Source organism: Streptomyces sp. NPDC023723, from assembly GCF_040639815.1.
Taxonomy (GTDB): domain Bacteria; phylum Actinomycetota; class Actinomycetes; order Streptomycetales; family Streptomycetaceae; genus Streptomyces.
This window is the reverse complement of sequence record NZ_JBFAAP010000016.1, coordinates 124,655-145,377: the sequence shown is the minus strand read 5'-3', so window position 1 is coordinate 145,377 and position 20,723 is coordinate 124,655. Positions and strand designations below refer to the sequence as shown.

The following is a 20,723-nucleotide window of genomic DNA, read 5'->3' as shown; positions in this document are numbered from 1 at the left end:
GTCATGATCACAGCACACGACGACAGCCCGCCCCGGGGCGTCGCCTCCGGCGGCAGCGCGTCCCAGGCCCTTCCCTCGTCCCCGGCGCCTGCCCGTGCGCCTGCGCCGCCCCGTGCGCCGGCGGACGTCGAGGAGATCGCGCGGCTCGCCCCGGACCACTGGATCAGCTCGGTCGACCCCGGCTGGCACGCCGGGAGCCCGCCGCCGGCCTCGGCGGTGGCCGGGCGCTGGCGGTCGGGGCCCGACGGCAGGGTCGAGGAGTGGGAGGGCAACGACACCTACCGTCCGACGCCCGAGGCGCTCGGCTGGCCGGAGCCGACCGACCCCGTGGACGCCGCGCTGCACCTCGCGGTCACCGGCTACGGCTCGCTGGACGCGGTGCTCCACGCCCTGGCGGAGGCCCGGTTGCTGGTGCTCACCCTGCCCGACGGCGCACCGGTGACGGCGACGGTCACGGACGGCGGCCCGGTGGTGCCCGCCTACACGGCACCCCAGCACCTGGCGGCCGCCGGCGCCTTCGCCTTCGTCCGGCACACCGTGCCCGAACTGCTGTCCCGCCTTCCCGAGGACCACCGCCTGTACCTGAACCCGACCTCCCCGGCGGGCACCGTGGTGGACCTCGGCCACGAGACACTGACGAAGGCGCTGACGGACCCCGCCCGGCCGGACCCGGACCCGGACGCGGCCCCGCGGCGCGTGAGAACGGTCGCCGAACCGGCGGACGGGTCCGCCGCACCAGCGCCCCGGTCGCGGCCGCCGCGGCAGGCGGACCGTTAGAAGCTCCTCGAAAGGAGTTGAGGCGGACGTGCCGGCGCCAGAGCCTGGAGACCGGAAACGACCACCGTCATCACCCGCTCCGGGAGGTTCCGTTGCCCCCATCGAAGGTTCGTCCGCGCACCCTGCTCGCGACCGCCCTCGCGACGGTCTTCATGACGCCGCTCGTCGGGTTCTCCGCCGCGAGCGCCGTGCCCGACTCCGCCGACCCGTGCACCGACGCGGTGCGAAGTGCCGCTCCGCACGGCCGAGCGAACTTCACCTGCTTCAAGGGAATCGCCACCGTCACGGCGAAAGAGGCCGGCGAGAAGCCGAAGCAGAGCACGACCAGGCGTTACGTCCCCGACGACGTGCGTCCCATGACCGGCTACGTCGACGGCGAGTACCGCGGCCGCACCGAGGACACCCTGCGGTACGGCACCACCGAGAACGGCGAGGTCGTCTTCGAGAGCAGCATCTTCGTGCGCGCCATCATCGGCCTCGGGCAGTACCAGTACCAATGGCTCAACCTCTTCTGGAGCCAGAACGACGGCCGTCTCGTCACTCTGTCCGTCAAGGCGGAGATGAAGCGCTACATCCGCTGGCCCGGCACGGACGAGGTGGTCGACAGCGTGCCCTTCACGCAGTCGGTCTACGCGAAGGACTACAACTCCAGCAACCTGCTGTACACCGAGCACTCCGACCAGCAGATCTTCTACTACAACCTCACGAACATGGTCGTGAAGGATCTCGGCCGCAATGACACGTTCGAGATCGGGCAGGACATCCCGGGCCCGTACTTCCAGTGCTACGTCACGGTCCCGTGCAAGTATCCCAGCGGTCGGCCGGTGGAACCGTGACCTGCCTGGCGGTGTCGCCGTAGAGGACCGCCAGCCCGAGCGGGGTGAGGGAGTGCAGCACGGCCTTCCCCGCTCGGCGGCTGTCCAGCAGCCCCGCCTGCCGCAGGACGCCGACGTGATGGCTGGCGGTGGCGGGCGAGACGCCCGCGCCGCAGGCGAGTTCCGTGGTCGTCCTGCTGCGTCCCGCGACCGCCCCCAGGATCTCACCGCGCGTGTGTCCGAGCAGCGCCGCCACGGAACGCAGGCGCTGCCGGCCGCCCGCACCGGGTGCGGAAGCGGCGTCCGGAGCGCCGTCGTGCGTCATGGGGTAGACCACCACGCAGGGCAGGGCGGGATCCTTCAGCAGCGTGGGCCGGCGCCAGCAGAAGTACGAGGGCAGGACGAGCAGTCCGTGTCCGTCGAGGTGGAGGTCACGGTCGGCGACCGGGCCGACGACCTCGAGGACCGGCTGCTGCCAGACCAGGCCGGGGTGCAGCCCGGTAAGCAGCCCCTGGAGGTCTCCGCCGGCCAGCGACCGGCGGAGCCTGGCACGTTCGGCGCACATCCGCGCCCGGATCTGTTCCCACCAGGGAGTCACGGCGACCCCGACATAGGTACGCAGCGCGCGGGCGAGGTGGGTGACGGCGTCATCGTCGCCGTCCGCGAGTGCTCCCGCCCACCGGGGTAACGGGCGGCCCCCGGCGGCCAGTTCGGTGAGGTCGTGCCGGAACCGTCGGCGCGGGGTGGACAGCAGCGCGCCGATCCCCGCCTCCAGGCCGCCCCCGCCGCCCGCCGGGGTGAGGAAGTCCGCCGAGTAGCCGGACGGCGGAGCGAACCGGAGAAGATCGCGTACCGGGTCGGACAGCTGCCGGCGCACCGTGCGCCGCCAAGGACCGAAGTGGGCCGCGCCGTCCGCCGTCTGCAGCAGGTGCATGCTCAACAAGGCCTCCCACAGGGGATCGGGGGCCTGCGCCAGCCTCGTGTGGGCCAGGTCTGCGTCGGTGAAGTGGATGCGTATCGCCATGCGAACCGTCCCCGTGCGGCACGGCGGCACCCTTGTGGTCCGCGGAACCCGTGCCTCACCTCATGGTCGAGGGCCCTGGGAAAGGGCACACGCCGATACGGAATATCTTCACGGAATCAGGCGGAAAGCGGGCGCAGGTTCCCATCTGCTCCCGGACTCACGATCACGGAAGTTGGCGTCCTCGCGGGCTATACGGTGCCGGCCGAACCGGAAAGACGTGAGTTCCGCTCGGACTGGATGACGGGGAACCGCACCCCGGTGAGGTCTTCGGAGACGGCCCACAGCCGCTGCTGGACGGCTGCCTCGTACGACTGCGGGCTGGAGGTGACCAGCCGGGGGTGGCCCTTGATCTGGTTGCGTCCGCCGGGGCCGTAGTACTGGCCGCCGAGCGCGGCGGGGTCGGTGGCGGCGCGCAGGGTCGGCAGCGCGCCCATCGCCGGCGTCTGGGTGATCAGCGGCGCGAGCCAGGTGAGCGGAAGCCGGAGGGCGGCGGGGCTGTTGCGGGCGAGCTCGGTGCTGGACATGCCGGGGTGCGCGGCCAGCGCGACGGTGGTGCCGTGAGTGGCGAGCCGGCGCTGCAACTCGTAGGTGAACATGAGGTTGGCCAGCTTGGACTGGCCATAGGCGGCGACCCGGCTGTAGGACCGCTCCCACCGCAGGTCGTCGAAGTGGATCGCGGCCCGGATGCGGTGGCCGGTGCTGCTGACCGTCACCACGCGCGAGCCGGGCACCGGCAGCATCAGGTCGAGCAGCAGTCCGGTGAGCGCGAAGTGGCCGAGGTGGTTGGTGCCGAACTGCATCTCGAAGCCGTCCCGGGTGGTCTGCTTCGGGGTGTACATCACGCCGGCGTTGTTGATCAGCAGGTCGATGCGGTCGAGCCGGGACCGCAGCGCCGACGCCGCGGTCCGGACGGATTCGAGCGAGGTCAGGTCCAGTTCCCGCACGGTGACGTCGCCGGTCATGCGGGCCGCGGCCTGCTCGCCCTTCACCACGTCGCGCACGGCGAGCACCACGGACGCCCCGCGCTCGGCGAGGGCCTTGGCGGTCTCGTACCCCAGTCCGGTGTTGGCCCCGGTCACCACGGCCACCCGCCCGTGCTGATCCGGGATGTCCGCCGTCGTCCACTTCTTGCTCATGTCAGGCTCCCCACTAGCTAACGTACCGGAGGTATCTTGCACCGACGACGCTAAAGTACTCCCGGTACGTTGTCAACGTACCGGGGGTACCTAAGTTAGGCTGGTGGCCGTGAGTTTCCAGCGGGCGCGAACCGAAGAGCAGCGGGAGATCCGCCGACGGGCGATCCTCGACACGGCGTCGGCGATGCTCGACGAGATGCCCGTGGCCGCGGTCACCCTGAACGAGCTCAGCCGCCGGGTAGGGCTGGCGAAGCCGAACGTGCTGCGCTACTTCGAGTCCCGCGAGGCGGTGCTGCTGGAACTGCTGGACCGCCTCCTGGAGGAGTGGCTGACGGAACTGGCCGGCGAGTTGGCCGCCGGCGTCGACGAGGATCGGCCCATGGCCGGGCGAGCGGCAGGGGTGGCCGAGATTCTCAGCCGCTCGCTCTCCGGCCGAGTGGTGCTGTGCGACCTCTTCGGCGCACAGAGCAGCGTCCTGGAGCGCAACGTCTCCGTCGAGGTCGTCGCACGCTACAAGCGCGCCTCCCTGGACCGCTTGACCACCATGACCACCCTGCTCCTGAAGTACCTGCCGGAGCTGGGCGAGAACGCGACGCCGTTCAGTCTGCAGACCATGCTCCTGGCCGGCGCGCTGCCGGCGTACACCGCACCCCCGCCCAGCCTGCGGGCGGCCTACGAGGCCGAGCCCGACCTCGCCCGCTTCCACCTGAACCTGAGGGACTCCTTGCAACTGGGCCTGACCACAACCCTCCTGGGCGCGCTGCCCCGCGGCTGACCCCGACGCACAGTCCCCCGCCACGTCGGGTTCCGCGGCGGACGATCCGCGCCGGCCCCGCCCGCCCCCGGGTCCGGGTCAGTGGGCGAGGGAGACGGCGAAGGGCGTGAAGCCGTTGCGGCGGATGAGGTGGGGGACGACGAGGATCATGGCTTCGGTGGCGCGGGCGGTGGTGATGTCACCGAGGTCCTCGATCCAGCCGGGCTGCCAGCCCAGGTCGCCGAGGAGAGCGGCGACGGTCTTCTTGGCCGGCTCGTTGTTTCCGGAGAGGTAGGCGGTGGGTGGGGTGGTCAGCGCCCCGGGGGCGGTCATGACCATGAACAGCATGGTGTTGAGGGTCTTGACGACATGGGTGCCGGGCAGGGCGGCCTGGAGCCGCTCGGCGAGGCTGCTGCCGGGGTAGCACAGGTCGCCGGGCAGCCCGTCGGCGGCATCGCGGGTGGCGTTGGAGACGTCGATGAGGATCTTGCCCGCGAGTTCGCCCCGCAGGGCGGTGAGCCGGTCCAGGGTGCTGTCGCCGGGGGTGGCGTTGATCACCACGTCCGAGGTGCGGGCGGTGGTGGCGTGGTCGGCGTGGCGGAGGGCGGCCGCCGACGCGGGCGTCTCCTCGCTGTTCCCGCGGCGGCCGAGGGTGACGTGGTGTCCCGCCGCGGCGAGAGCGTGGGCGAGGGCGGTGCCGACGCGGCCGGCGCCCAGGATGCCGATGCTGGTCATGATGGTGCTGCTCCTTGGTGACTGGGGAGTCCGGGAGTTCGGGGTGCCGCGGGCCGGTCAGATCCGGGACAGGACGTCGAGCGCCGCGGTGTGGATGCCGGGGGCGGCGGCCAGGAAGTCGCGGCTGCCCGCGCTCCAGGGCGTGCCGTCCAGGTCGGTGACGGTGCCCCCGGCCTCGGTGACCAGCAGGGCCCCGGCGGCCAGGCCGGAGCGGACGTCGGAGAACTGCCAGAAGGCGTCCATGCGTCCGGCGGCGACGTGGATGAGTTGCAGGGTGGCCGGGACCGAGACCCGCACGACGAGACCGGCGGTGAGCATGGCGGTGACCGACGCGCCGATCCGGCGGAAGGTGTCGGTGCTCTCGCCCGGGCGGGCCTGCCCGGTGCCGATCAGCGCGGCACCCAGGTCGTCCTTGGCCGACACGGTCAGCGGGCGACCGTTGAGTCGGGCGCCGCCGCCGGCGGTGGCGGTGTAGGTGTCGTCGGTCAGCGGGAGGTGCACCACCGTGAGCACCGGCTGGTTGTCGCGCACCAGAGTGGCGGTGACGGCCCAGTCCGGCATGCCGTGGACATGGTTGATGTTGCCCTCGGCCGGGTCGACGACCCACCACTCGCCCGGCGGGAGCGCCCCGCCCGCCAGCTCGTCCTCCACCCACCGCGACCCCGGCCGGGCCGTCAGCAGCGCCTCGCGCAGCACAGCCAGGACCGCTTCGTCATTGGCGTGGATCTCGCCGACGACCTCCGCCAGGCTCACGCCCCGGGCGTGGATCGTGTAGCGCTTCCGCAGGACGGATCCCGCGGCCTTCGTCGCGGCGGTCACCGCGGGCAGCAGCGTGGTGTCGAGGCCTGAAGGCATGGCTGTGGTCATGACGTACTCCTGGATTCCGTTGGCGGCGGGGCGGCTTCGGGCGCTTTCCGCCCGGCCCCGCACCTCGAAGGTAGAAGCCGCGACAGTTAACAACAAGTGCATGCTATTCACTTGTAAAGTGACTGCCATGCAACTGGATCTGAATCTGCTCACCGCCCTGGACGCCCTGCTGGAGGAAGGCAGCGTGGCCGGCGCCGCAGCCCGGCTCCATGTCACGGCACCCGCGATGAGCCGCTCGCTGGGCCGTATCCGCAAAGTGACCGGCGACCAGATCCTGGTTCGCACCGGCCGCCACATGACCCCCACCACCCGTGCCCTGGCCATGCGAACCGAAGTGCACGCCCTGGTACAGCAAGCACACCAACTGCTGTCCGCTCAGGCCGAACTCGACCTGGCGATCCTGGCCCGGGTGTTCACCGTCCGCTGGCACGACGCCCTCGCCAGCACCTGCGGGACCGCCTTGATCGCCGCCGTGCACCGCCAGGCCCCCGGCGTGCAACTGCGCCTCACCGCCGAGCCCGGTGACGACACCCCCCAGTTGCGCCGCGGCGAGGTCGACCTGGCCTCCAGTGCCGGTCCGCCGTCCCAGCCCGACATCCGCCACCGCCTGATCGGCCGGGACCGGCTGGTCCTCGCCGTCCGTCCGGACCACCCGCTCACCGGACAGCCCATGACCGCCGAGCGGTACGCGGCCGCCGAACACGTCACCGTCTCGCGCCGCGGCAGCCTGCACGACCGGATCGACGACGCCCTGGCCGCACTCGGCCACCGGCGCCGCGTCGTCGCCTCCGCCCCCACCACGGCCACCGCCCTGCAACTCGCCCGTGACACCGGCCTCGTGGTCACCCTCCCCGACGCGGCCACCCGTGCCGCCCGCCACCAGCTCGGCCTGACCACACTGCCTCTGCCGCTCGAACTGCCCGAAGTGCCCCTCCACCTGCTCTGGCACCAGCGCCACGACAACGACCCCGCCCACACCTGGCTGCGCGAGACAGCCACCCGCACCCTCCGGTCCCTGTTCGCCCCGCCGCGAACCCCGGACCAGTGACAACGAGTGGTCCGCGAGGACGAGGCCCGTTCCGTCTTCTCGGGGCTTGTGTCGGAGCCGGGCGCGGCCCGCCGGTTGCCGGGTAGCGTGGGCACTCGACCGGCTCGGTACGGCTGAGTCCGGCGGGACATGGGGAGGTCTCAGGGATGGCCGGTGATTCCTCGGTTCACGGCGGTGGGCTGTCGCGGCGCGACCTGCTCGCGTCGTCGGCCGTCGCGGGTGGCGCGGTGTGGCTGCTGCGCGGACTGGTCCGGCCGGACGGCGCGTACGCCGCCGACGCGGCCCCGGCGCCGCCGGACTTCCCGGCCGGCCCCGACCTCTACCGGCGCGTCTACGAGAACTGGGCCGGTGAGATTCACACCGACCAGCTGTGGACCTGCGCCCCGCGCCACCCCCAGGACGTGCTCGACGTCGTCAACTGGGCGCACGGCGCGGGCTGGACGGTACGCGCGCAAGGCAAACGGCACGGCTGGGCCCCGCTCACGGTGGCCGACGACACCCCCGCCGCGACCCGGGTCGTCCTGCTGGACACCACCGCCCACCTGACCGCCATGTCACTGGAGCGGCGGGCCGCCGACGGCTCGGCCGAGGTCCGGGCCCAGACCGGGGCCACCCTGGAGGACCTGCTCGCGCTCGCCGGCGCCGCCGGATTCGGCGTCACCGCCGCGCCGGCCCCCGGACAGCTGTCGGTCGGCGGCGCGCTCGCCATCGGCGCGCACGGTACGGCCGTCCCCGCCACCGGCGAGAGCCCGCCGCCCGGGCACGGCTACGGCTCGCTGAGCAACCTGGTCACCGAACTGACCGCGGTCGTCTGGGACCAGGCCACCAACCGCTACGTCCTGCGGACCGTCGGCCGGGCGGAACCCGACTGCGACGCGCTCCTCACCCACCTCGGCCGGTCACTCGTCACCGAGGCCGTCCTGCGGGTGGGCGCCGACCAGAACCTGCGCTGCCAGTCCCTCCTGGATATCCCGGCCGCCGAACTGTTCGCCGCCCCCGCGAGCGCGGCCGGGAAGCGGACCCTGGCCCAGTTCGTCGACCGCACCGGCCGGGCGGAGGCGATCTGGTTCGCGTTCACCGACAAGCCCTGGCTGAAGGTCTGGAGCGTGACTCCGCGACGGCCGCTGGGCTCCCGCGTGGTCGACGAGCCGTACAACTACCCGTTCTCCGACTCCCTCCCCGAACCGGTGGCCCGGCTGGCCGGATCCCTGGTCTCGGGGGCCTGGGCCAGCGCGCCGCTCTTCGGCCAGGTGCAGTACCTGCTGGCCAAGGTGGCGCTGACCGGTGACATCACCGACGTGCTGCTCTCCGGCGACCTGGTGCGGGACGTGCTGACCGGTGACGTCCTCACCCACCTGCTGGCGGGCGGGCTGCGGTCGGACCTGTGGGGCGCCTCCCGCAACCTGCTGGAGTACATACGGCCCACCACGCTGCGCGAGACGGCCAACGGCTACGCCGTCCTGGTCCGCCGCGCCGATCTGCAATGGGTGGTCAGCCAATTCGCCGACTTCTACCGCACGCTGCTCGCCGAGTACGCGGCGCGCGGCGAGTACCCGGTCAACGGCCAGGTGGAGATCCGCGTGACCGGTCTGGAGGACCCGTCCGTGTGCGGCGTGCCCGGCGCGCGGCCGCCGCTGCTGTCCGCCCTGCGACCGCGCCCCGACCGGCCGGACGCCGACACGGCCGTATGGATCGACATCCTCTCCCTGCCGGCCACCCCCGCCCTGCACCGCTTCTACCGGGAGGTCGAGCAGTTCCTGTTCGCGCTGGACGGGGACCGGGCGACGGTCCGGGTGGAGTGGTCCAAGGGCTGGGCCTACACCGACACCGCCGCGTGGTCCGACCCGGACGTCCTGACCCGTACCGTCCCCGCCGCCCTGCGCGCCGGGGGCGGCCCGGGCTGGGACGAGGCCGTCGCGGCCCTGGAGCGGCTCGACCCCCACCACGTGATCTCCAGCCCCTTCCTGGACACCCTGCTGCGCTGATCCGCTAGGTCCCGGCGGCACAACCCGGAACCCCGCCGGAACCGGCGCGGTCGCGGCACCCGGCCGGCCGCACCCTCCTGGCGCGGTCCGGGTGCCGCGCGGATCCGCGAGGCGAGCCGTCGGCGGCGGTGAGCGGGCCGGGTCAGCGGTGGCCGAACCAGCTCATCGCCGGCAGCGCCCGGTCGTCGTAGCCGAACAGGGCCTGGTTCTCCCAGCCATTGCCGGAGGCGGGGTCGGCGGGGTCCCAGCCGTTGCCGGTGACGGCGGTCCAGGTGGCCTCCCAGTAGAAGACGCCCAGCCCGCGGCCGTTCGGGACGGCCTCCACGACGCTCGCGATGTCGTTCATCCAGCGTGTCTGCCCGGCGGTGGTGGCCGGGTAGCCGGCGACGAGTTCGGTGTCGAGGTCGATGATGTTCTCCTGCCCGTCCTCGCTGTCGAGCCGGAAGGGGTAGGCCGTCTCGGCGACGAAGACCGGCTTGCCGTAGCGGGTGGCGGCGTCGTCCAGGGTGGTCTGGAAGTCGGACAGCGCACCGTGCCAGTACCCGTAGTACGACAGGCCGATGGCGTCGAACCGCACGCTGTTCGCGACGGCCGAGTCGAACCACCAGCGGGTGCCCGCCAGGTCACCGCCCTCGGCCAGGTGCAGTGCCACGGTCGTGGTGGAGCTGACCGCCTTGGCCGCGTCGTAGCCGGAGTTGAGCAGGCCGGCCAGTTGCGTCCAGTTGCTGGTGGAGCCCTCGTTCCACAGCATGCCGCCGTTGATCTCGTTGCCGACCTGGACCATGTCGGCGGTGGTGCCCTGCGCCTTCAGCGCGTTCAGCACGTCGTACGTGTGGGTGTACACGTCCGTCTTCAGCTGGGCGTAGGAGTGTCCGGCCCAGGCGGCCGGCTTGGTCTGCTTGCCCGGGTCGGCCCAGGAGTCCGAGTAGTGGAAGTCGACCAGCAGCTTCATGCCCTGTGCTTTGATCCGCTTGGCCAGGGCGAGGACGTGGGCCTTGTCGTTGTAGCCGTCGGCCGGGTTCACCCAGACCTTGAGCCGGGCGTAGTTCATGCCCGCGGAGCGCAGGACGGTGAGCGGGTCAGCGGTGGAGCCGGCGGCGGTACGGTAGGTCCCGCCCAGTGCCTGGCTCTTGGCGAGGGAGGAGATGTCCGCGCCGTGCACGGTGGTGCCGCCGGTGCCGGGGGCGAGGGTCAGATCGTCGACGTTGATCCAGTTGCCCGCGTTGGCGTCGCTGTTGACACTGACGGTGCACTGGTTGGTGGTGACGGTGACCGGGACGACGATCCGTATCCAGCCGCTCGCGGAGACCGGGAGGGCGGTGCGCTGTTCGGTGCCGCCGCAGTTGCGCAGCGCCAAGTACGCGGAGTTCTGGCCGCCGCCGGAGCGGACCCAGGCGGTGAGCCGGTAGCTGCCGTTGGCGAGGCCGGAGAGGTACTGGGAGGTCTCCACCTGGTAGGCGGTGGACGCCCAGTGGGTCAGCCGGTAACCGCCCGCGTGGCCGCCCGCCTCGACGTAGGAGGCACCGGCCGAGCCGTACTCAGTCCAGCCGACGGGGACGGCCGCCGCGGTGCCGTCGGTCTCGAAGCCACCGTTGGTGAGGGTGCTCGCCGCCTGAGCGGTGGGCGCGGGTGCCAGGCTGAGGGCGAGCCCCGCGGCGAGGGGCAGCAGCAGGGCTCTGAGGGTGTGTCTGGGATGGAACATCATCGTTCGTCGTCCCTTCGACGTGGGTGGGGAAAAACGCCCCCGGACGGAGGACGGGTGGTGCCCGTTCGGGGGTGGTGCGGGTGGTTCCCGTCCGGGGGGGTGGTGCGGATGGTCCCCGTCCGGGGGGGTGGTGCGGGTAGTCCCCGTCCCGGGGGGTGGTGCGGGTAGTCCCCGTCCGGGGGGTGGTGCGGGTGGTCCCCGGTCCGCGGCGCACCGGGCTGCCGCGGACCGGGGACCGTCCGGTCAGCCGTCGAGCCGGACGACCCGTACGGCCCCCGCGGGAACCTCGAAGCGGCCCGCGGCGCTCTCGCCCGTCAGCAGTTCGGTGCCGGGCGTGTCCAGGGGCACCTTGACGTCGGTGCCGGTGTGGTTGATGGCGAAGAGGTAGCTGCCGTGCTCGCCGGTACGGCGCACCACCTCGACGTCCCGGGGCAGGTCGGGACGGGCCGGGACCTGGGCGTCCTCGGCGGCGCGGGCCAGCACCGCGTCCAGGCCGTCGGCGGCCAGGCGGGTGGAGACGTACCAGGCGGTGCCCTCGCCGAGGCGGTGCCGGGTGACGGCGGGGTGGCCGGCGGCCGGGCCGTCCGCGTACGTCCACACCGTCTCGGCGCCGCGCGGGACCAGGAACTCCGTCCAGACGTCGGCGGCCAGCCCGGTGCCGCCGGGGCCGGTGACCTCGACCGTGTCGCCCTTCAGCAGCGGTGCGAACTCCTCGACGGTCAGCCCGAGCACGTCGCGCAGTACGCCGGGGCAGGCGCCCTCGTGGACCGCGTCGTGCTCGTCGACGATGCCGGAGAAGTACGACACCAGCAGCGTGCCGCCGTTCTCGACGTACCGGGTGAGGTTGCGGCCGGCCGCCTCGGTCATCAGGTACAGCGCGGGCACCACGACCAGGGGGTAGGCCGACAGGTCGGCCTCCGGGTGGGCGAAGTCGACCGTGAGGTGGCGGTCGTAGAGCGCCTCGTAGAAGGCGTCGGCGCGTTCCCGGGCGTCGTGGTCCTCGCTGGGCCGCCACTCCAGGTTCTGCGCCCACCACGAGTGCCAGTCCCACAGGACGGCCACGTCGGCGACCGTGCGGGTGGAGCGGATCTCGTCCAGTTCGGCCAGTGACGCGCCGAGTTCGACGACCTCGCGCCAGACGCGGGTGCCGGTGCCGCCGTGCGGCAGCATCGCCGAGTGGAACTTCTCGGCGCCGCGCCGGGACTGCCGCCACTGGAAGAACATCGCGCCCTCGGAGCCGCGGGCCACGTGCGCGAGGGAGTTGCGGGCCATCTGGCCGGGGGTCTTGGCGGGGTTGCGCGGCTGCCAGTTGACGCCCGAGGTGGAGTGTTCCAGGAGCAGCCAGGGGGCGCCGCCCGCCACCGAGCGGGTCAGGTCGGCGGCCATCGCGAGGTTGACATGGGTGCGGCGGCCGTCGGTGATGAGGTAGTGGTCGTTGGTGACCAGGTCGACCTCGCGGCCCCAGGCCCAGTAGTCGATCGAGTCGCACTGGCTGAGGGCGGTCATGAAGTTGGTGGTGACCGGGACGCCGGGTGAGCGGCGGTGCAGGATGTCGCGTTCGGCGCGGAAGTTCTCGCGGATGGTGGCGTCGGCGAACCGTTTGTAGTCCAGTGCCTGGGCCGGGTTGCCGACCGTGGGGGTGAGCCGGGGCGGGTTGATCTCGTCGAGGCCGCCGTAGCGCTGGCCCCAGAAGGCGGTGCCCCATGCCTCGTTCACCGCGTCGACCGTGTCGTACCGGGTCGCCAGCCAGCGGCGGAAGTGCGCGGCGCAGGAGTCGCAGTAGCAGGCGGAGACGGGGACGCCGTACTCGTTGTGGACGTGCCACAGGGCGAGTGCGGGGTGGTCGCCGTAGCGCTCGGCGAGCTTCGTGGTGATGTTCGCGGCGGCGGCCCGGTAGTCGGCGTTGCTGTGGCAGATGGCGCCGCGGGAGCCGAACTCGTAGCGGCTGCCGTCGGCCGTGACGGGCAGCGCCTCGGGGTGGGCCCGGAAGAACCAGACCGGGGGGACCACGGTGGGGGTGCCGAGGTCGACGCGGATGCCGTTCTCGTGCAGCAGGTCCAGCACCCGGTCGAGCCAGCCGAAGTCGTAGGTCCCCGGGGCGGGTTCCAGCAGCGCCCAGGAGAAGATGCCCACGCTCACCATCGAGACGCCGGCCTCCCGCATCAGCCGGACGTCCTCCTGCCAGACGCTTTCCGGCCACTGCTCGGGGTTGTAGTCCCCGCCGAAGGCGAGCCTGGCGAGGCCCTTGGGGGCGGTCTCCGGCATGTAAGTCTCCCGAGTCGGTCGATTTTGTGGGAACGTGCACACACTTGGTTGAGGGCGCGAGGCCAACATAACCGCACAGCAACAACCATTGACAAGTGTCCGGAACGTTTCTCTACTGTGAACGCTCACAGACGCATGGCAGGTCCCCGCGACGGGCGGGGGCTCTGTTTTCAGGGTTTCAGGGAGATTTCCATGCCGCACACGAAGCACCGTCGCCTCGTGGCCACCGCCGTCGCCGTCACACTCGGCGCCACCGCGCTCGCCGCCTGCGGATCACAGGACGACGAGGCCCAGTCGGGTCCCGTCTCGCTCACGTACTGGACCTGGACGCCCGGCATGGACAAGGTCGTCGACCTGTGGAACAAGGGGCCGGGCAAGAAGGAACAGATCACCGTCACGGTCAAGAAGCAGGCGTCCGGCGACACCCTGGTCACCAAGATCCTCACCGCGCACAAGGCCGGCAAGGCGCCCGACCTGGTCCAGGCCGAGTACCAGGCACTGCCCACCCTGGTCAGCAACGACGCGCTGGCCGACATATCCGGCGAGGTCGGCGACGCCAAGGGCGACTTCGCCGACGGCGTCTGGCAGCAGACGACCCTCGGCACCGACGCGGTCTACGCGGTGCCGCAGGACATCGGACCGATGATGTTCTACTACCGCGCCGACCTCTTCAAGAAGTACGGCCTCGACGTCCCCACCACCTGGGAGGAGTTCGCCGAGACCGCCCGGGCGCTGAAGAAGAAGGCCCCGGACACCGACCTCACCACCTTCTCCGCCAACGACTCCGGTCTCTTCGCGGGCCTGGCCCAGCAGGCCGGCGCCAAGTGGTGGACCACCGAGGGCGAGAAGTGGAAGGTCGGCATCGACGACGCGGCCACCAAGAAGGTCGCCGAGTTCTGGGGCGGGCTGGTCAAGGAGGGTGCCATCGACAACCAGCCGATGTACACCCCGGCCTGGAACAAGGCGCTCAACACCGGCAAGCAGATCGCCTGGGTCAGCGCGGTGTGGGCGCCGGGCACCCTGACCACCGCCGCGCCCGACACCGCCGGCAAGTGGGCCATGGCGCCGCTCCCCCAGTGGTCCGCCGGCGAGAACGTCACCGGCAGCTGGGGCGGCTCCTCCACCGGCGTCACCACGGACTCCGGCAACAAGGACGCCGCCGCGGAGTTCGCCGCCTGGCTGAACACCGACGCCGAGGCCCTCAACGCGCTCGCCAAGGAGAGCGGCATCTACCCGGCCGCCACCGCCGCCCAGACCAGCGGCGCGTTCGCCGAGCCGCCGGAGTACTTCTCGAACCAGGCCGACTTCTACACCAAGGCCGCCGAGATCGCGCAGAGCACCGCGCCGTCCGCCTGGGGCCCGAACGTCAACGTCGCGTACACCACCTTCAGGGACGCCTTCGGCGCCGCCGCCAAGAACAAGTCCGACTTCACCGCCGCGCTGGCCGCCATGCAGCAGGACACCGTCGCCGACCTGACGAAGCAGGGCTTCGAGGTCGCGAAGTGAGCAGTACGGCACGCCGGAGGGGGTACGGGGTCAAGGCCGCCCCGTACACCTTCCTCCTCCCCGCGACGCTCCTGTTCGCCCTGTTCTTCGCGCTGCCCATCGGCTACGCGGTCTGGCTCAGCTTCCGCAAGGTGCGGGTCTCCGGCCTGGGCCTCGGCTCCGGTGCCCGCACCGAGGTCTGGGCCGGCCTGGAGAACTACACCGACGCCCTCACCGACAGCGAACTGCTGAACGGCGCGCTGCGCGTCCTCGGCTACGGCGCGATCGTCGTCCCCGTGATGCTCGGCCTGGCGCTGCTGTTCGCGCTGATGCTCGACTCCGAACGAGTACGGCTCGCCCCGTACACCCGGCTCGCGATCTTCCTGCCGTACGCCGTCCCCGGCGTGGTCGCGGCGCTGCTGTGGGGGTTCCTGTACCTGCCGGACGTCAGCCCGTTCTACTTCGTCCTCGACAAGCTGGGCCTGCCGCAGCCGGACCTGCTGGACGGCGGTCCGCTCTACCTCGCCCTGTCGAACATCGCGGTCTGGGGCGGCACCGGCTTCAACATGATCGTCATCTACACGTCGCTGCGCTCCATCCCGGCCGAGGTGTACGAGGCGGCGAAGCTGGACGGCGCCACACCGCTCCAGACCGCGCTGCGCATCAAGATCCCGATGGTGGCGCCGTCGCTGGTGCTGACCTTCTTCTTCTCGATCATCGCCACCCTCCAGGTGTTCAACGAACCGACCACCCTCAAACCGCTCACCAACTCCGTTTCCACCACCTGGAGTCCGCTGATGAAGGTGTACCAGGACGCCTTCGGCAACGGCGACATCTACGCCGCCGCCGCGCAGGCGACCATCATCGCCCTGGCCACGCTCCTGCTGTCCTTCGGCTTCCTGCGGGCCGCGAACCGTCGTCAGAAGCAGGAGGCGGCACGATGAGTTCCCTCGCCCTGCGCGATCCCGCGCCCGCCGCGGGCACCGCCTCCGACGCCGCCCGGCGACCCCCGCGGCGCGGGCGGATCGCGCTGGTCCCCACCGTGACCCTGCTGCTCGGCGCGGTCTACTGCCTGCTGCCCGTGGCCTGGGTGGTGATCGCCTCCACCAAGTCGGGCAGCGAGCTGTTCTCCACCTTCACCTTCCTGCCGGGCAGCGGGTTCACCGAGAACCTGGCCGACCTCAGCGCCTACCGCGACGGCGTGTACTGGCGGTGGATGGGCAACTCCGCGCTGTACGCCGTGGCCGGGGCGCTGCTCTCCGCGGCGGTGTCGGCGTGCGCCGGGTACGCGCTGGCGATATACCGTTTCCGCGGCCGGGAGGCGATGTTCAACGTCCTGCTGGCCGGGGTGCTGATGCCACCGGTGATCCTCGCCATCCCGCAGTACCTGCTGCTGGCCCAGGCCGACCTGACGGACTCCTACCTGTCCGTGCTGCTGCCGCAGATCCTCTCCCCGTACGGCGTCTACCTGGCCCGCGTCTACGCCGCCGCGGCCGTTCCGGCGGACGTGGTCGAGGCCGGGCGGATGGACGGCGCGAGCGAGTGGCGGATCTTCACCCGGGTCGCGCTGCCGATGATGATGCCGGGTCTGGTGACGGTCTTCCTGTTCCAGTTCGTGGCGATCTGGAACAACTTCCTGCTGCCGTACATCATGCTCAGCGACGACGAGAAGTTCCCGATCACCCTCGGTCTGTACACCCTGCTGGAGCAGGGCGCGAACACTCCCGCCCTGTACACGCTGGTGGTCACCGGCGCGTTCCTCGCGGTGTTCCCGCTGGTGGCGCTGTTCCTGGTGGTCCAGCGGTTCTGGAGCCTGGACCTGCTGTCCGGGGCCGTAAAGTCATGACCATGAGCAACACGGGGGGCCGGCCCAGACCGCCGACCATTCACGACGTGGCGCGCGAGGCGGGTGTCTCGCGCGGAACCGTCTCGCGCGTCCTCAACGGCGGGCACTACGTCAGTCCGGCGGCGCAGGAAGCGGTCAACGCCGCGATCCGCCGGACCGGGTACGTCGTGAACCGGCACGCCCGCTCACTGATCACCGGCCGCTCGGACTCGGTGGGCTTCCTCCTGACGGAACCACAGGAACGCTTCTTCGAGGACCCCAACTTCAACGTCCTGCTGCGCGGCTGCACCCAGGCGCTGGCCGCGCACGACATCCCGCTGCTGCTGATGCTGGCCGGAACCGACGACGAACGACGCCGCATCACGCGCTACATCACCGCGGGGCACGTCGACGGAGTGCTCCTGGTCTCCAGCCACTCCGGCGATCCCGTGGCCCAGGAGCTGCGGGAGGCGGGGGTGCCGCTGGTGGCCTGCGGCAAGCCGATCGGGCTGGGTTCCAAGGTGAGTTACGTGGCCGCGGACGACCGGGACGGCGCCCGGGAGATGGTCCGGCACCTGCTCTCGCTCGGCCGGCGCCGGATCGGCGTGGTCACCGGTCCGCTCGACACCCCCGGCGGTGTCGAGCGACTCGCCGGCTACCAGGAGGAACTGGCCAGGGCGGGGCTCGCGATCGACGACCGGCTCATCGTCTCCGGCGACTACAGCCGGGCCAGCGGCGAGGCGGGCGCCGAGCTGCTGCTCGACCGGACGCCCGACCTGGACGCCGTGTTCGTCGCCTCGGACCTGATGGCGCAGGGCGTGCTCTCGGCGCTGCGGCGGGCCGGCCGGCGCGTGCCGCAGGACGTGGCCGTCGGCGGCTTCGACGACTCCCCGGCGGCGCTGGCGGCCAGCCCCGCGCTGACCACCATCCGGCAGCCGTGGGACCGGATCAGCTCGGAGATGGTACGGGTACTGCTAGCCCAGGTCGGCGGCGAGGATCCGGCAGCGGTGATCCTGCCGACGGAGCTGGTGGTGCGGGAGTCCGCCTGAGCCGCTGCACCGTGTTCCGGCACCTGGGCGCCCGGGAGCGGGGCCGCGGCCAAGTGACGCCGCTGGGCTCGCGCGTTGGCGTCAGGCACGAAGGGGGCGCAGGCCGGCGCGGATTTCGCCGACCAGGATCTCGGGCTGTTCCAGGGCCGCGAAGTGCCCGCCCTTGTCGGCCTCGCCGTAGTGGATCAGATCGCGGTAGGTGTCTTCGATCCAGCTTCGCGGCAGGAGTGGGATGTCCTTCGGAAAGACGGTCACCGCGACCGGAAGCGTCAGCTTCGGGCCGGCGAGAGTGCCTGACTGGTTCTCCCAGTAGATGCGTCCGGACGACGCCGCGCTGTTGGTGAACCAGTAGAGGGATATCGCGTCGAGCATGTCGTCCATGCTGAGGACGTCCTCGGCGAGCCCGTGGTTGTCGGTCTTGGACTGGAACTTCTCGTAGATCCAGGCCGCCTGGCCGGCGGGAGAGTCCGCCAGGGCGAATCCGACCGTCTCCGGCTTCGTGCGCTGGAGGTGGTTCGACCCACCGAGGTCGCCGGTGTAGTGAGCGAGGGTCTCCACGGCGTGGCGCTCCTCGGGGGACAGGGTGTCGGGGATCTGGGCGGGAAAGGCGTACTGGGTGTTCAGATGGATTCCGAGCAGACCCTCGGGCCGCATGGCCCCGAGGGCGGTGGTGACGACGGCGCCCCAGTCGCCGCCTTGCGCGGCCCATCGCGAATAGCCGAGGCGCTTCATGAGCTCCACCCACGCGCTCGCGACGCGCGCTACGTTCCACCCGGTCTCCGTGGGCTTCTGGGAGAACCCGAACCCGGGGAGCGAGGGGACGACGACGTCGAACGAGTCGGCGGCGTCTCCTCCGAACGCGACCGGATCGGTCAGCGGGCCGATCAGCTTCAGGAACTCGACGATCGAGCCGGGCCATCCGTGCGTGAGTATCAGCGGCATCGCGCCTGGATTCTGGGACCTGACGTGGATGAAGTGGATGTCCAGTCCATCGATCTCGGTCAGGAACTGGGGGAAGCGATTGAGCCCGGACTCGAAGCGCCGCCAGTCGTAGCCGCGCTCCCAGTAGTCGACCAGGGACCTGGCGTTCTGCACACGGACCCCTTGCGACCAGTCGCCCACCGTTTCCGGATCCGGCCACCGGGTCCTGGCCAGCCGTTGCCTCAGGTCGTCGATCTCCACGTCCGGGATCGAGACGGTGAAAGGGCGGACGGGGGCCGAGGCCGGCGGCGTCGGTGCGGTCATTGCCTTCTCCTCTTCTCCTGCGCTTGGGAGCACAGCGCGCACCCGCTCGCTGCACACTGCTGTGCAACCTACTCCGCTGCACACCGGTGTGCAACACTGGTGCGCATGCCCACCGAGTCCTCCCGTGCGCGCTCGATGAACGAGACACGCGACCGCATCCTCGACATCGCCCTCGATGTGCTGGGCGAGAACCCCGACGCCGGAATGGGCGACATCGCCGCCGCCGCCGGCGTCGTCCGCCGCACCGTCTACGGCCATTTCCCCTCGCGCCTCGACCTGATCCGGACACTCACCGAACGGGCGGTCGCGGAGATGACCGCCGTGCTCACCGAGGTGACCGCCGCCGACGCGGAAGCGGACGCGACGTGGGTCGCGTTCATCGCCCGCCTCTGGCCGGTGGCGCACCGGTACCGAGTGCTGCTGGCGCTGCGCCGCGGCGAGTACGGCGAAGCGATCCACGGCCTGCTCGGGCCGGTCGACGACCTCCTCGCCGACCTCGTGGAACGGGGCCAGGACAGCGATGTGTTCGCACAGCACCTGCCGGCGGGCATCCTGAGCCAGGTCGCCTACGGCGTCGTGTTCGCCATCGCGGACAGCGACCTGTCGGACGGGACCCGCGGCGCCCGCGCGGCGACGATCACGAGCCTGCTGATGCTGGGAGTTCCCGAGTCCCGCGCGATCACTCTGGTGGGCGACCAGCCCTGACGGGAGCGCAAAGGCTCGTTGAACGCCGAGAACTCGACCGTCTGCGGCTGCTCACCGCCCTTGGTGACCATCCGCAGGGCGCGATCTCCGCGCGGCAGGTGTCCCATCAGCTGTTTGTCCGACGGAGGTTGGGCCGTCATGGTCATCGCCGTCGGCGGGACCGGCGCGGCGGACCGGTCAGATACCGGCGGGCTGGACTCGGCGACTGACGGCCCGCCGGTACGCGGTCGGCGTGGTGTTGAGCGTGCGCCGGAAACGCAGCCGCAGATTGACGGCCGAGCCCAGTCCCGATTCGCGCCCGACCAAGTCGGCGGAGCGGTTCGTGGCCTCCAGCGGTTCGCCTGCCAGTCCCATCCGCGCGCCCACCAGCCACCGCAAGGGCGTGGTGCCCGTCTCCTCGGCGAACCGGCGCATGAAAGAGCGTTCGGACATTCCGGCATGGCGGGTCAACTGGGGCACGGTGAGCGGTTCTTCCAGGCGTTCCAGCGCCCAGGCCCGGGTGTCCGCCGGCGTCGTGCGGCCGGTGTCCGAGGCGGGCACGGGCACGTACTGGGCCTGGCCTCCCTCCCGGTGGGGAGCGGCGACGATGCCCCGGGCGATCTGGTTGGCCACCGCGGCGCCCAGGTCACGCCGCACGGCGCGGAAATTCTCGATCAGCCGTCTCGGCCGCGGGCCGCCCTCACGGGTGCTTCTTAAGGTTGTCGGGGGTCCTGGCGAGGCCGTCGGTGCGTTCGTGGGAGTCGTGGTCGAAGACCATGGTGCGGCGTTCGTCGGTGGTGTAGGCGCTCCAGCCCGGACTGTCACCGTGTGCGAACCGGACGAGGGCGGTGTGCATGCGCTCGGCCAGTTGCTGGGGCGCGTCGGGGCCGAGGAGTCCGGGGGCCTGGGGTGCGTCGAGGTGGTCGAAGACGAAGGGCAGGTCGGCGCAGTGGGCGGCACCGAAATGCGGGGCGGACCAGGCGAACTGGTAGGTGTGGGTGAGGATGCCGGCGCGGGCCGCGGTGTCGGCGACGCGGCGGGCGGGGCGCCTGAAGGTGCGGTCGCTGAGCGCCTGGGCGAGGGCGTGGCCGGGATTGCCGCTGCCGAGGTCGGTGAGGTAGGTATCGAGGTCCTCGGCGGTGTAGCCGAGGTTGGCCATGCCTTGCCGGACGGCGTCGGCGCCGGGGGCGGTGGTGAGGTCGCCGAGGATGAAGTTCCATTCCTGGGTGGTCGTGCCGATCAGCAGGGCCTCGATCGCGCCGGGTTCGGCGAGCGCCTCCTCGGGCGTGGCGGTGACGAGGTCACCGTCCAGGACGGGCTGCCA

At 71.5% G+C, this 20,723-nt stretch carries 19 protein-coding genes; 10 read left to right on the top strand and 9 right to left on the bottom strand.

Annotation, left to right across the window (positions count from 1 at the left end):
• Positions 1-3: 3 nt before the first annotated feature.
• Complete coding sequence (locus tag AB0G32_RS19475) at positions 4-777, top strand: type VII secretion system-associated protein (protein WP_361164236.1); 774 nt, start codon at positions 4-6, stop codon at positions 775-777.
• A 92-nt stretch (positions 778-869) separates the two neighbouring features.
• On the top strand, positions 870-1,613 hold the full coding sequence (locus AB0G32_RS19470; protein WP_361164234.1) for a hypothetical protein: 744 nt from the start codon (positions 870-872) through the stop codon (positions 1,611-1,613).
• Here AB0G32_RS19470 and AB0G32_RS19465 read toward each other — a convergent pair.
• Both AB0G32_RS19465 and AB0G32_RS19460 read right to left on the bottom strand, forming a co-directional pair.
• Positions 1,567-2,616 carry a winged helix-turn-helix domain-containing protein gene (locus AB0G32_RS19465; RefSeq protein ID WP_361164232.1) on the bottom strand — a complete coding sequence of 350 codons (1,050 nt, stop codon included), beginning with the start codon at positions 2,614-2,616 and terminating at the stop codon, positions 1,567-1,569. The genes AB0G32_RS19470 and AB0G32_RS19465 overlap by 47 nt on opposite strands.
• A gap of 188 nt (positions 2,617-2,804) precedes the next feature.
• Positions 2,805-3,752 (bottom strand): SDR family NAD(P)-dependent oxidoreductase, encoded by a 948-nt coding sequence (locus AB0G32_RS19460; protein WP_361164230.1) that lies wholly within the window; start codon positions 3,750-3,752, stop codon positions 2,805-2,807.
• A gap of 109 nt (positions 3,753-3,861) precedes the next feature.
• Between AB0G32_RS19460 and AB0G32_RS19455 the strand changes: the two genes are divergently transcribed.
• On the top strand, positions 3,862-4,527 hold the full coding sequence (locus AB0G32_RS19455) for a TetR/AcrR family transcriptional regulator (protein ID WP_361164228.1): 666 nt from the start codon (positions 3,862-3,864) through the stop codon (positions 4,525-4,527).
• A 78-nt stretch (positions 4,528-4,605) separates the two neighbouring features.
• Here AB0G32_RS19455 and AB0G32_RS19450 read toward each other — a convergent pair whose 3' ends face one another.
• On the bottom strand, positions 4,606-5,241 hold the full coding sequence (locus AB0G32_RS19450) for an NAD(P)-binding domain-containing protein (protein ID WP_361164226.1): 636 nt from the start codon (positions 5,239-5,241) through the stop codon (positions 4,606-4,608).
• Between the two features lie 57 nt (positions 5,242-5,298).
• Positions 5,299-6,108 carry an inositol monophosphatase gene (locus AB0G32_RS19445; RefSeq protein WP_361164224.1) on the bottom strand — a complete coding sequence of 270 codons (810 nt, stop codon included), beginning with the start codon at positions 6,106-6,108 and terminating at the stop codon, positions 5,299-5,301.
• A 127-nt stretch (positions 6,109-6,235) separates the two neighbouring features.
• Here AB0G32_RS19445 and AB0G32_RS19440 point away from each other — a divergent pair, with 127 nt between their 5' ends.
• Both AB0G32_RS19440 and AB0G32_RS19435 read left to right on the top strand, forming a co-directional pair.
• Positions 6,236-7,156: a LysR family transcriptional regulator gene (locus AB0G32_RS19440; protein WP_361164222.1), complete on the top strand. Its 921-nt coding sequence runs from the start codon at positions 6,236-6,238 to the stop codon at positions 7,154-7,156.
• Between the two features lie 146 nt (positions 7,157-7,302).
• Positions 7,303-9,141 carry a cholesterol oxidase substrate-binding domain-containing protein gene (locus AB0G32_RS19435; RefSeq protein WP_361164220.1) on the top strand — a complete coding sequence of 613 codons (1,839 nt, stop codon included), beginning with the start codon at positions 7,303-7,305 and terminating at the stop codon, positions 9,139-9,141.
• A 142-nt stretch (positions 9,142-9,283) separates the two neighbouring features.
• Here the strand turns inward: AB0G32_RS19435 and AB0G32_RS19430 are convergent, their stop codons facing one another.
• Complete coding sequence (locus AB0G32_RS19430; protein ID WP_361164218.1) at positions 9,284-10,843, bottom strand: glycosyl hydrolase 53 family protein; 1,560 nt, start codon at positions 10,841-10,843, stop codon at positions 9,284-9,286.
• A gap of 246 nt (positions 10,844-11,089) precedes the next feature.
• Positions 11,090-13,111, bottom strand: coding sequence for a beta-galactosidase (locus AB0G32_RS19425; RefSeq protein ID WP_361164216.1), 2,022 nt, complete (start codon positions 13,109-13,111; stop codon positions 11,090-11,092).
• A gap of 192 nt (positions 13,112-13,303) precedes the next feature.
• Here AB0G32_RS19425 and AB0G32_RS19420 point away from each other — a divergent pair, with 192 nt between their 5' ends.
• The 4 genes from AB0G32_RS19420 to AB0G32_RS19405 are packed head-to-tail and all read left to right on the top strand — an operon-like array spanning position 13,304 to position 17,470.
• The gene (locus AB0G32_RS19420; protein ID WP_361164214.1) at positions 13,304-14,617 is read left to right on the top strand and encodes an extracellular solute-binding protein; all 1,314 of its coding nucleotides are present in this window, start codon (positions 13,304-13,306) and stop codon (positions 14,615-14,617) included.
• Positions 14,614-15,540 carry a sugar ABC transporter permease gene (locus AB0G32_RS19415; protein ID WP_361164212.1) on the top strand — a complete coding sequence of 309 codons (927 nt, stop codon included), beginning with the start codon at positions 14,614-14,616 and terminating at the stop codon, positions 15,538-15,540. The genes AB0G32_RS19420 and AB0G32_RS19415 overlap by 4 nt, the downstream gene beginning before the upstream one ends.
• Positions 15,537-16,442, top strand: coding sequence for a carbohydrate ABC transporter permease (locus tag AB0G32_RS19410; protein ID WP_361164210.1), 906 nt, complete (start codon positions 15,537-15,539; stop codon positions 16,440-16,442). Before AB0G32_RS19415 ends, AB0G32_RS19410 begins: the two co-directional genes overlap by 4 nt.
• Positions 16,439-17,470, top strand: coding sequence for a LacI family DNA-binding transcriptional regulator (locus AB0G32_RS19405; RefSeq protein WP_361164208.1), 1,032 nt, complete (start codon positions 16,439-16,441; stop codon positions 17,468-17,470). The genes AB0G32_RS19410 and AB0G32_RS19405 overlap by 4 nt, the downstream gene beginning before the upstream one ends.
• Positions 17,471-17,551: 81 nt before the next feature.
• On the opposite strand, the gene AB0G32_RS19400 is transcribed toward AB0G32_RS19405, so the two are convergent.
• Entirely contained in the window at positions 17,552-18,715 is a 1,164-nt protein-coding gene (locus AB0G32_RS19400) for an epoxide hydrolase family protein (protein WP_361164206.1), read from the bottom strand.
• Positions 18,716-18,820: 105 nt separating this feature from the next.
• On the opposite strand from AB0G32_RS19400, the gene AB0G32_RS19395 reads away from it, so the two are divergent.
• Positions 18,821-19,420 (top strand): TetR/AcrR family transcriptional regulator, encoded by a 600-nt coding sequence (locus AB0G32_RS19395; RefSeq protein ID WP_361164204.1) that lies wholly within the window; start codon positions 18,821-18,823, stop codon positions 19,418-19,420.
• A gap of 177 nt (positions 19,421-19,597) precedes the next feature.
• Here the strand turns inward: AB0G32_RS19395 and AB0G32_RS19390 are convergent, their stop codons facing one another.
• Complete coding sequence (locus AB0G32_RS19390) at positions 19,598-20,032, bottom strand: helix-turn-helix domain-containing protein (protein WP_361164202.1); 435 nt, start codon at positions 20,030-20,032, stop codon at positions 19,598-19,600.
• A 67-nt stretch (positions 20,033-20,099) separates the two neighbouring features.
• A complete protein-coding gene (locus tag AB0G32_RS19385) occupies positions 20,100-20,711 on the bottom strand; it encodes a carboxylesterase family protein (RefSeq protein ID WP_361164250.1) in 612 nt (203 codons plus the stop codon).
• Positions 20,712-20,723: the final 12 nt, after the last annotated feature.

Bases quoted from the DNA above. Each gene is read 5' to 3' on its own strand.
- AB0G32_RS19475 (WP_361164236.1), top strand. From the start codon at position 4: ATGATCACAGCACACGACGACAGCCCGCCCCGGGGCGTCGCCTCCGGC.
- AB0G32_RS19430 (WP_361164218.1), bottom strand. From the start codon at position 10,843: ATGTTCCATCCCAGACACACCCTCAGAGCCCTGCTGCTGCCCCTCGCC.
- AB0G32_RS19465 (WP_361164232.1), bottom strand. From the start codon at position 2,616: ATGGCGATACGCATCCACTTCACCGACGCAGACCTGGCCCACACGAGG.
- AB0G32_RS19425 (WP_361164216.1), bottom strand. From the start codon at position 13,111: ATGCCGGAGACCGCCCCCAAGGGCCTCGCCAGGCTCGCCTTCGGCGGG.
- AB0G32_RS19435 (WP_361164220.1), top strand. From the start codon at position 7,303: ATGGCCGGTGATTCCTCGGTTCACGGCGGTGGGCTGTCGCGGCGCGAC.
- AB0G32_RS19405 (WP_361164208.1), top strand. From the start codon at position 16,439: ATGACCATGAGCAACACGGGGGGCCGGCCCAGACCGCCGACCATTCAC.
- AB0G32_RS19395 (WP_361164204.1), top strand. From the start codon at position 18,821: ATGCCCACCGAGTCCTCCCGTGCGCGCTCGATGAACGAGACACGCGAC.
- AB0G32_RS19420 (WP_361164214.1), top strand. From the start codon at position 13,304: ATGCCGCACACGAAGCACCGTCGCCTCGTGGCCACCGCCGTCGCCGTC.
- AB0G32_RS19410 (WP_361164210.1), top strand. From the start codon at position 15,537: ATGAGTTCCCTCGCCCTGCGCGATCCCGCGCCCGCCGCGGGCACCGCC.
- AB0G32_RS19400 (WP_361164206.1), bottom strand. From the start codon at position 18,715: ATGACCGCACCGACGCCGCCGGCCTCGGCCCCCGTCCGCCCTTTCACC.
- AB0G32_RS19460 (WP_361164230.1), bottom strand. From the start codon at position 3,752: ATGAGCAAGAAGTGGACGACGGCGGACATCCCGGATCAGCACGGGCGG.
- AB0G32_RS19440 (WP_361164222.1), top strand. From the start codon at position 6,236: ATGCAACTGGATCTGAATCTGCTCACCGCCCTGGACGCCCTGCTGGAG.
- AB0G32_RS19445 (WP_361164224.1), bottom strand. From the start codon at position 6,108: ATGACCACAGCCATGCCTTCAGGCCTCGACACCACGCTGCTGCCCGCG.
- AB0G32_RS19450 (WP_361164226.1), bottom strand. From the start codon at position 5,241: ATGACCAGCATCGGCATCCTGGGCGCCGGCCGCGTCGGCACCGCCCTC.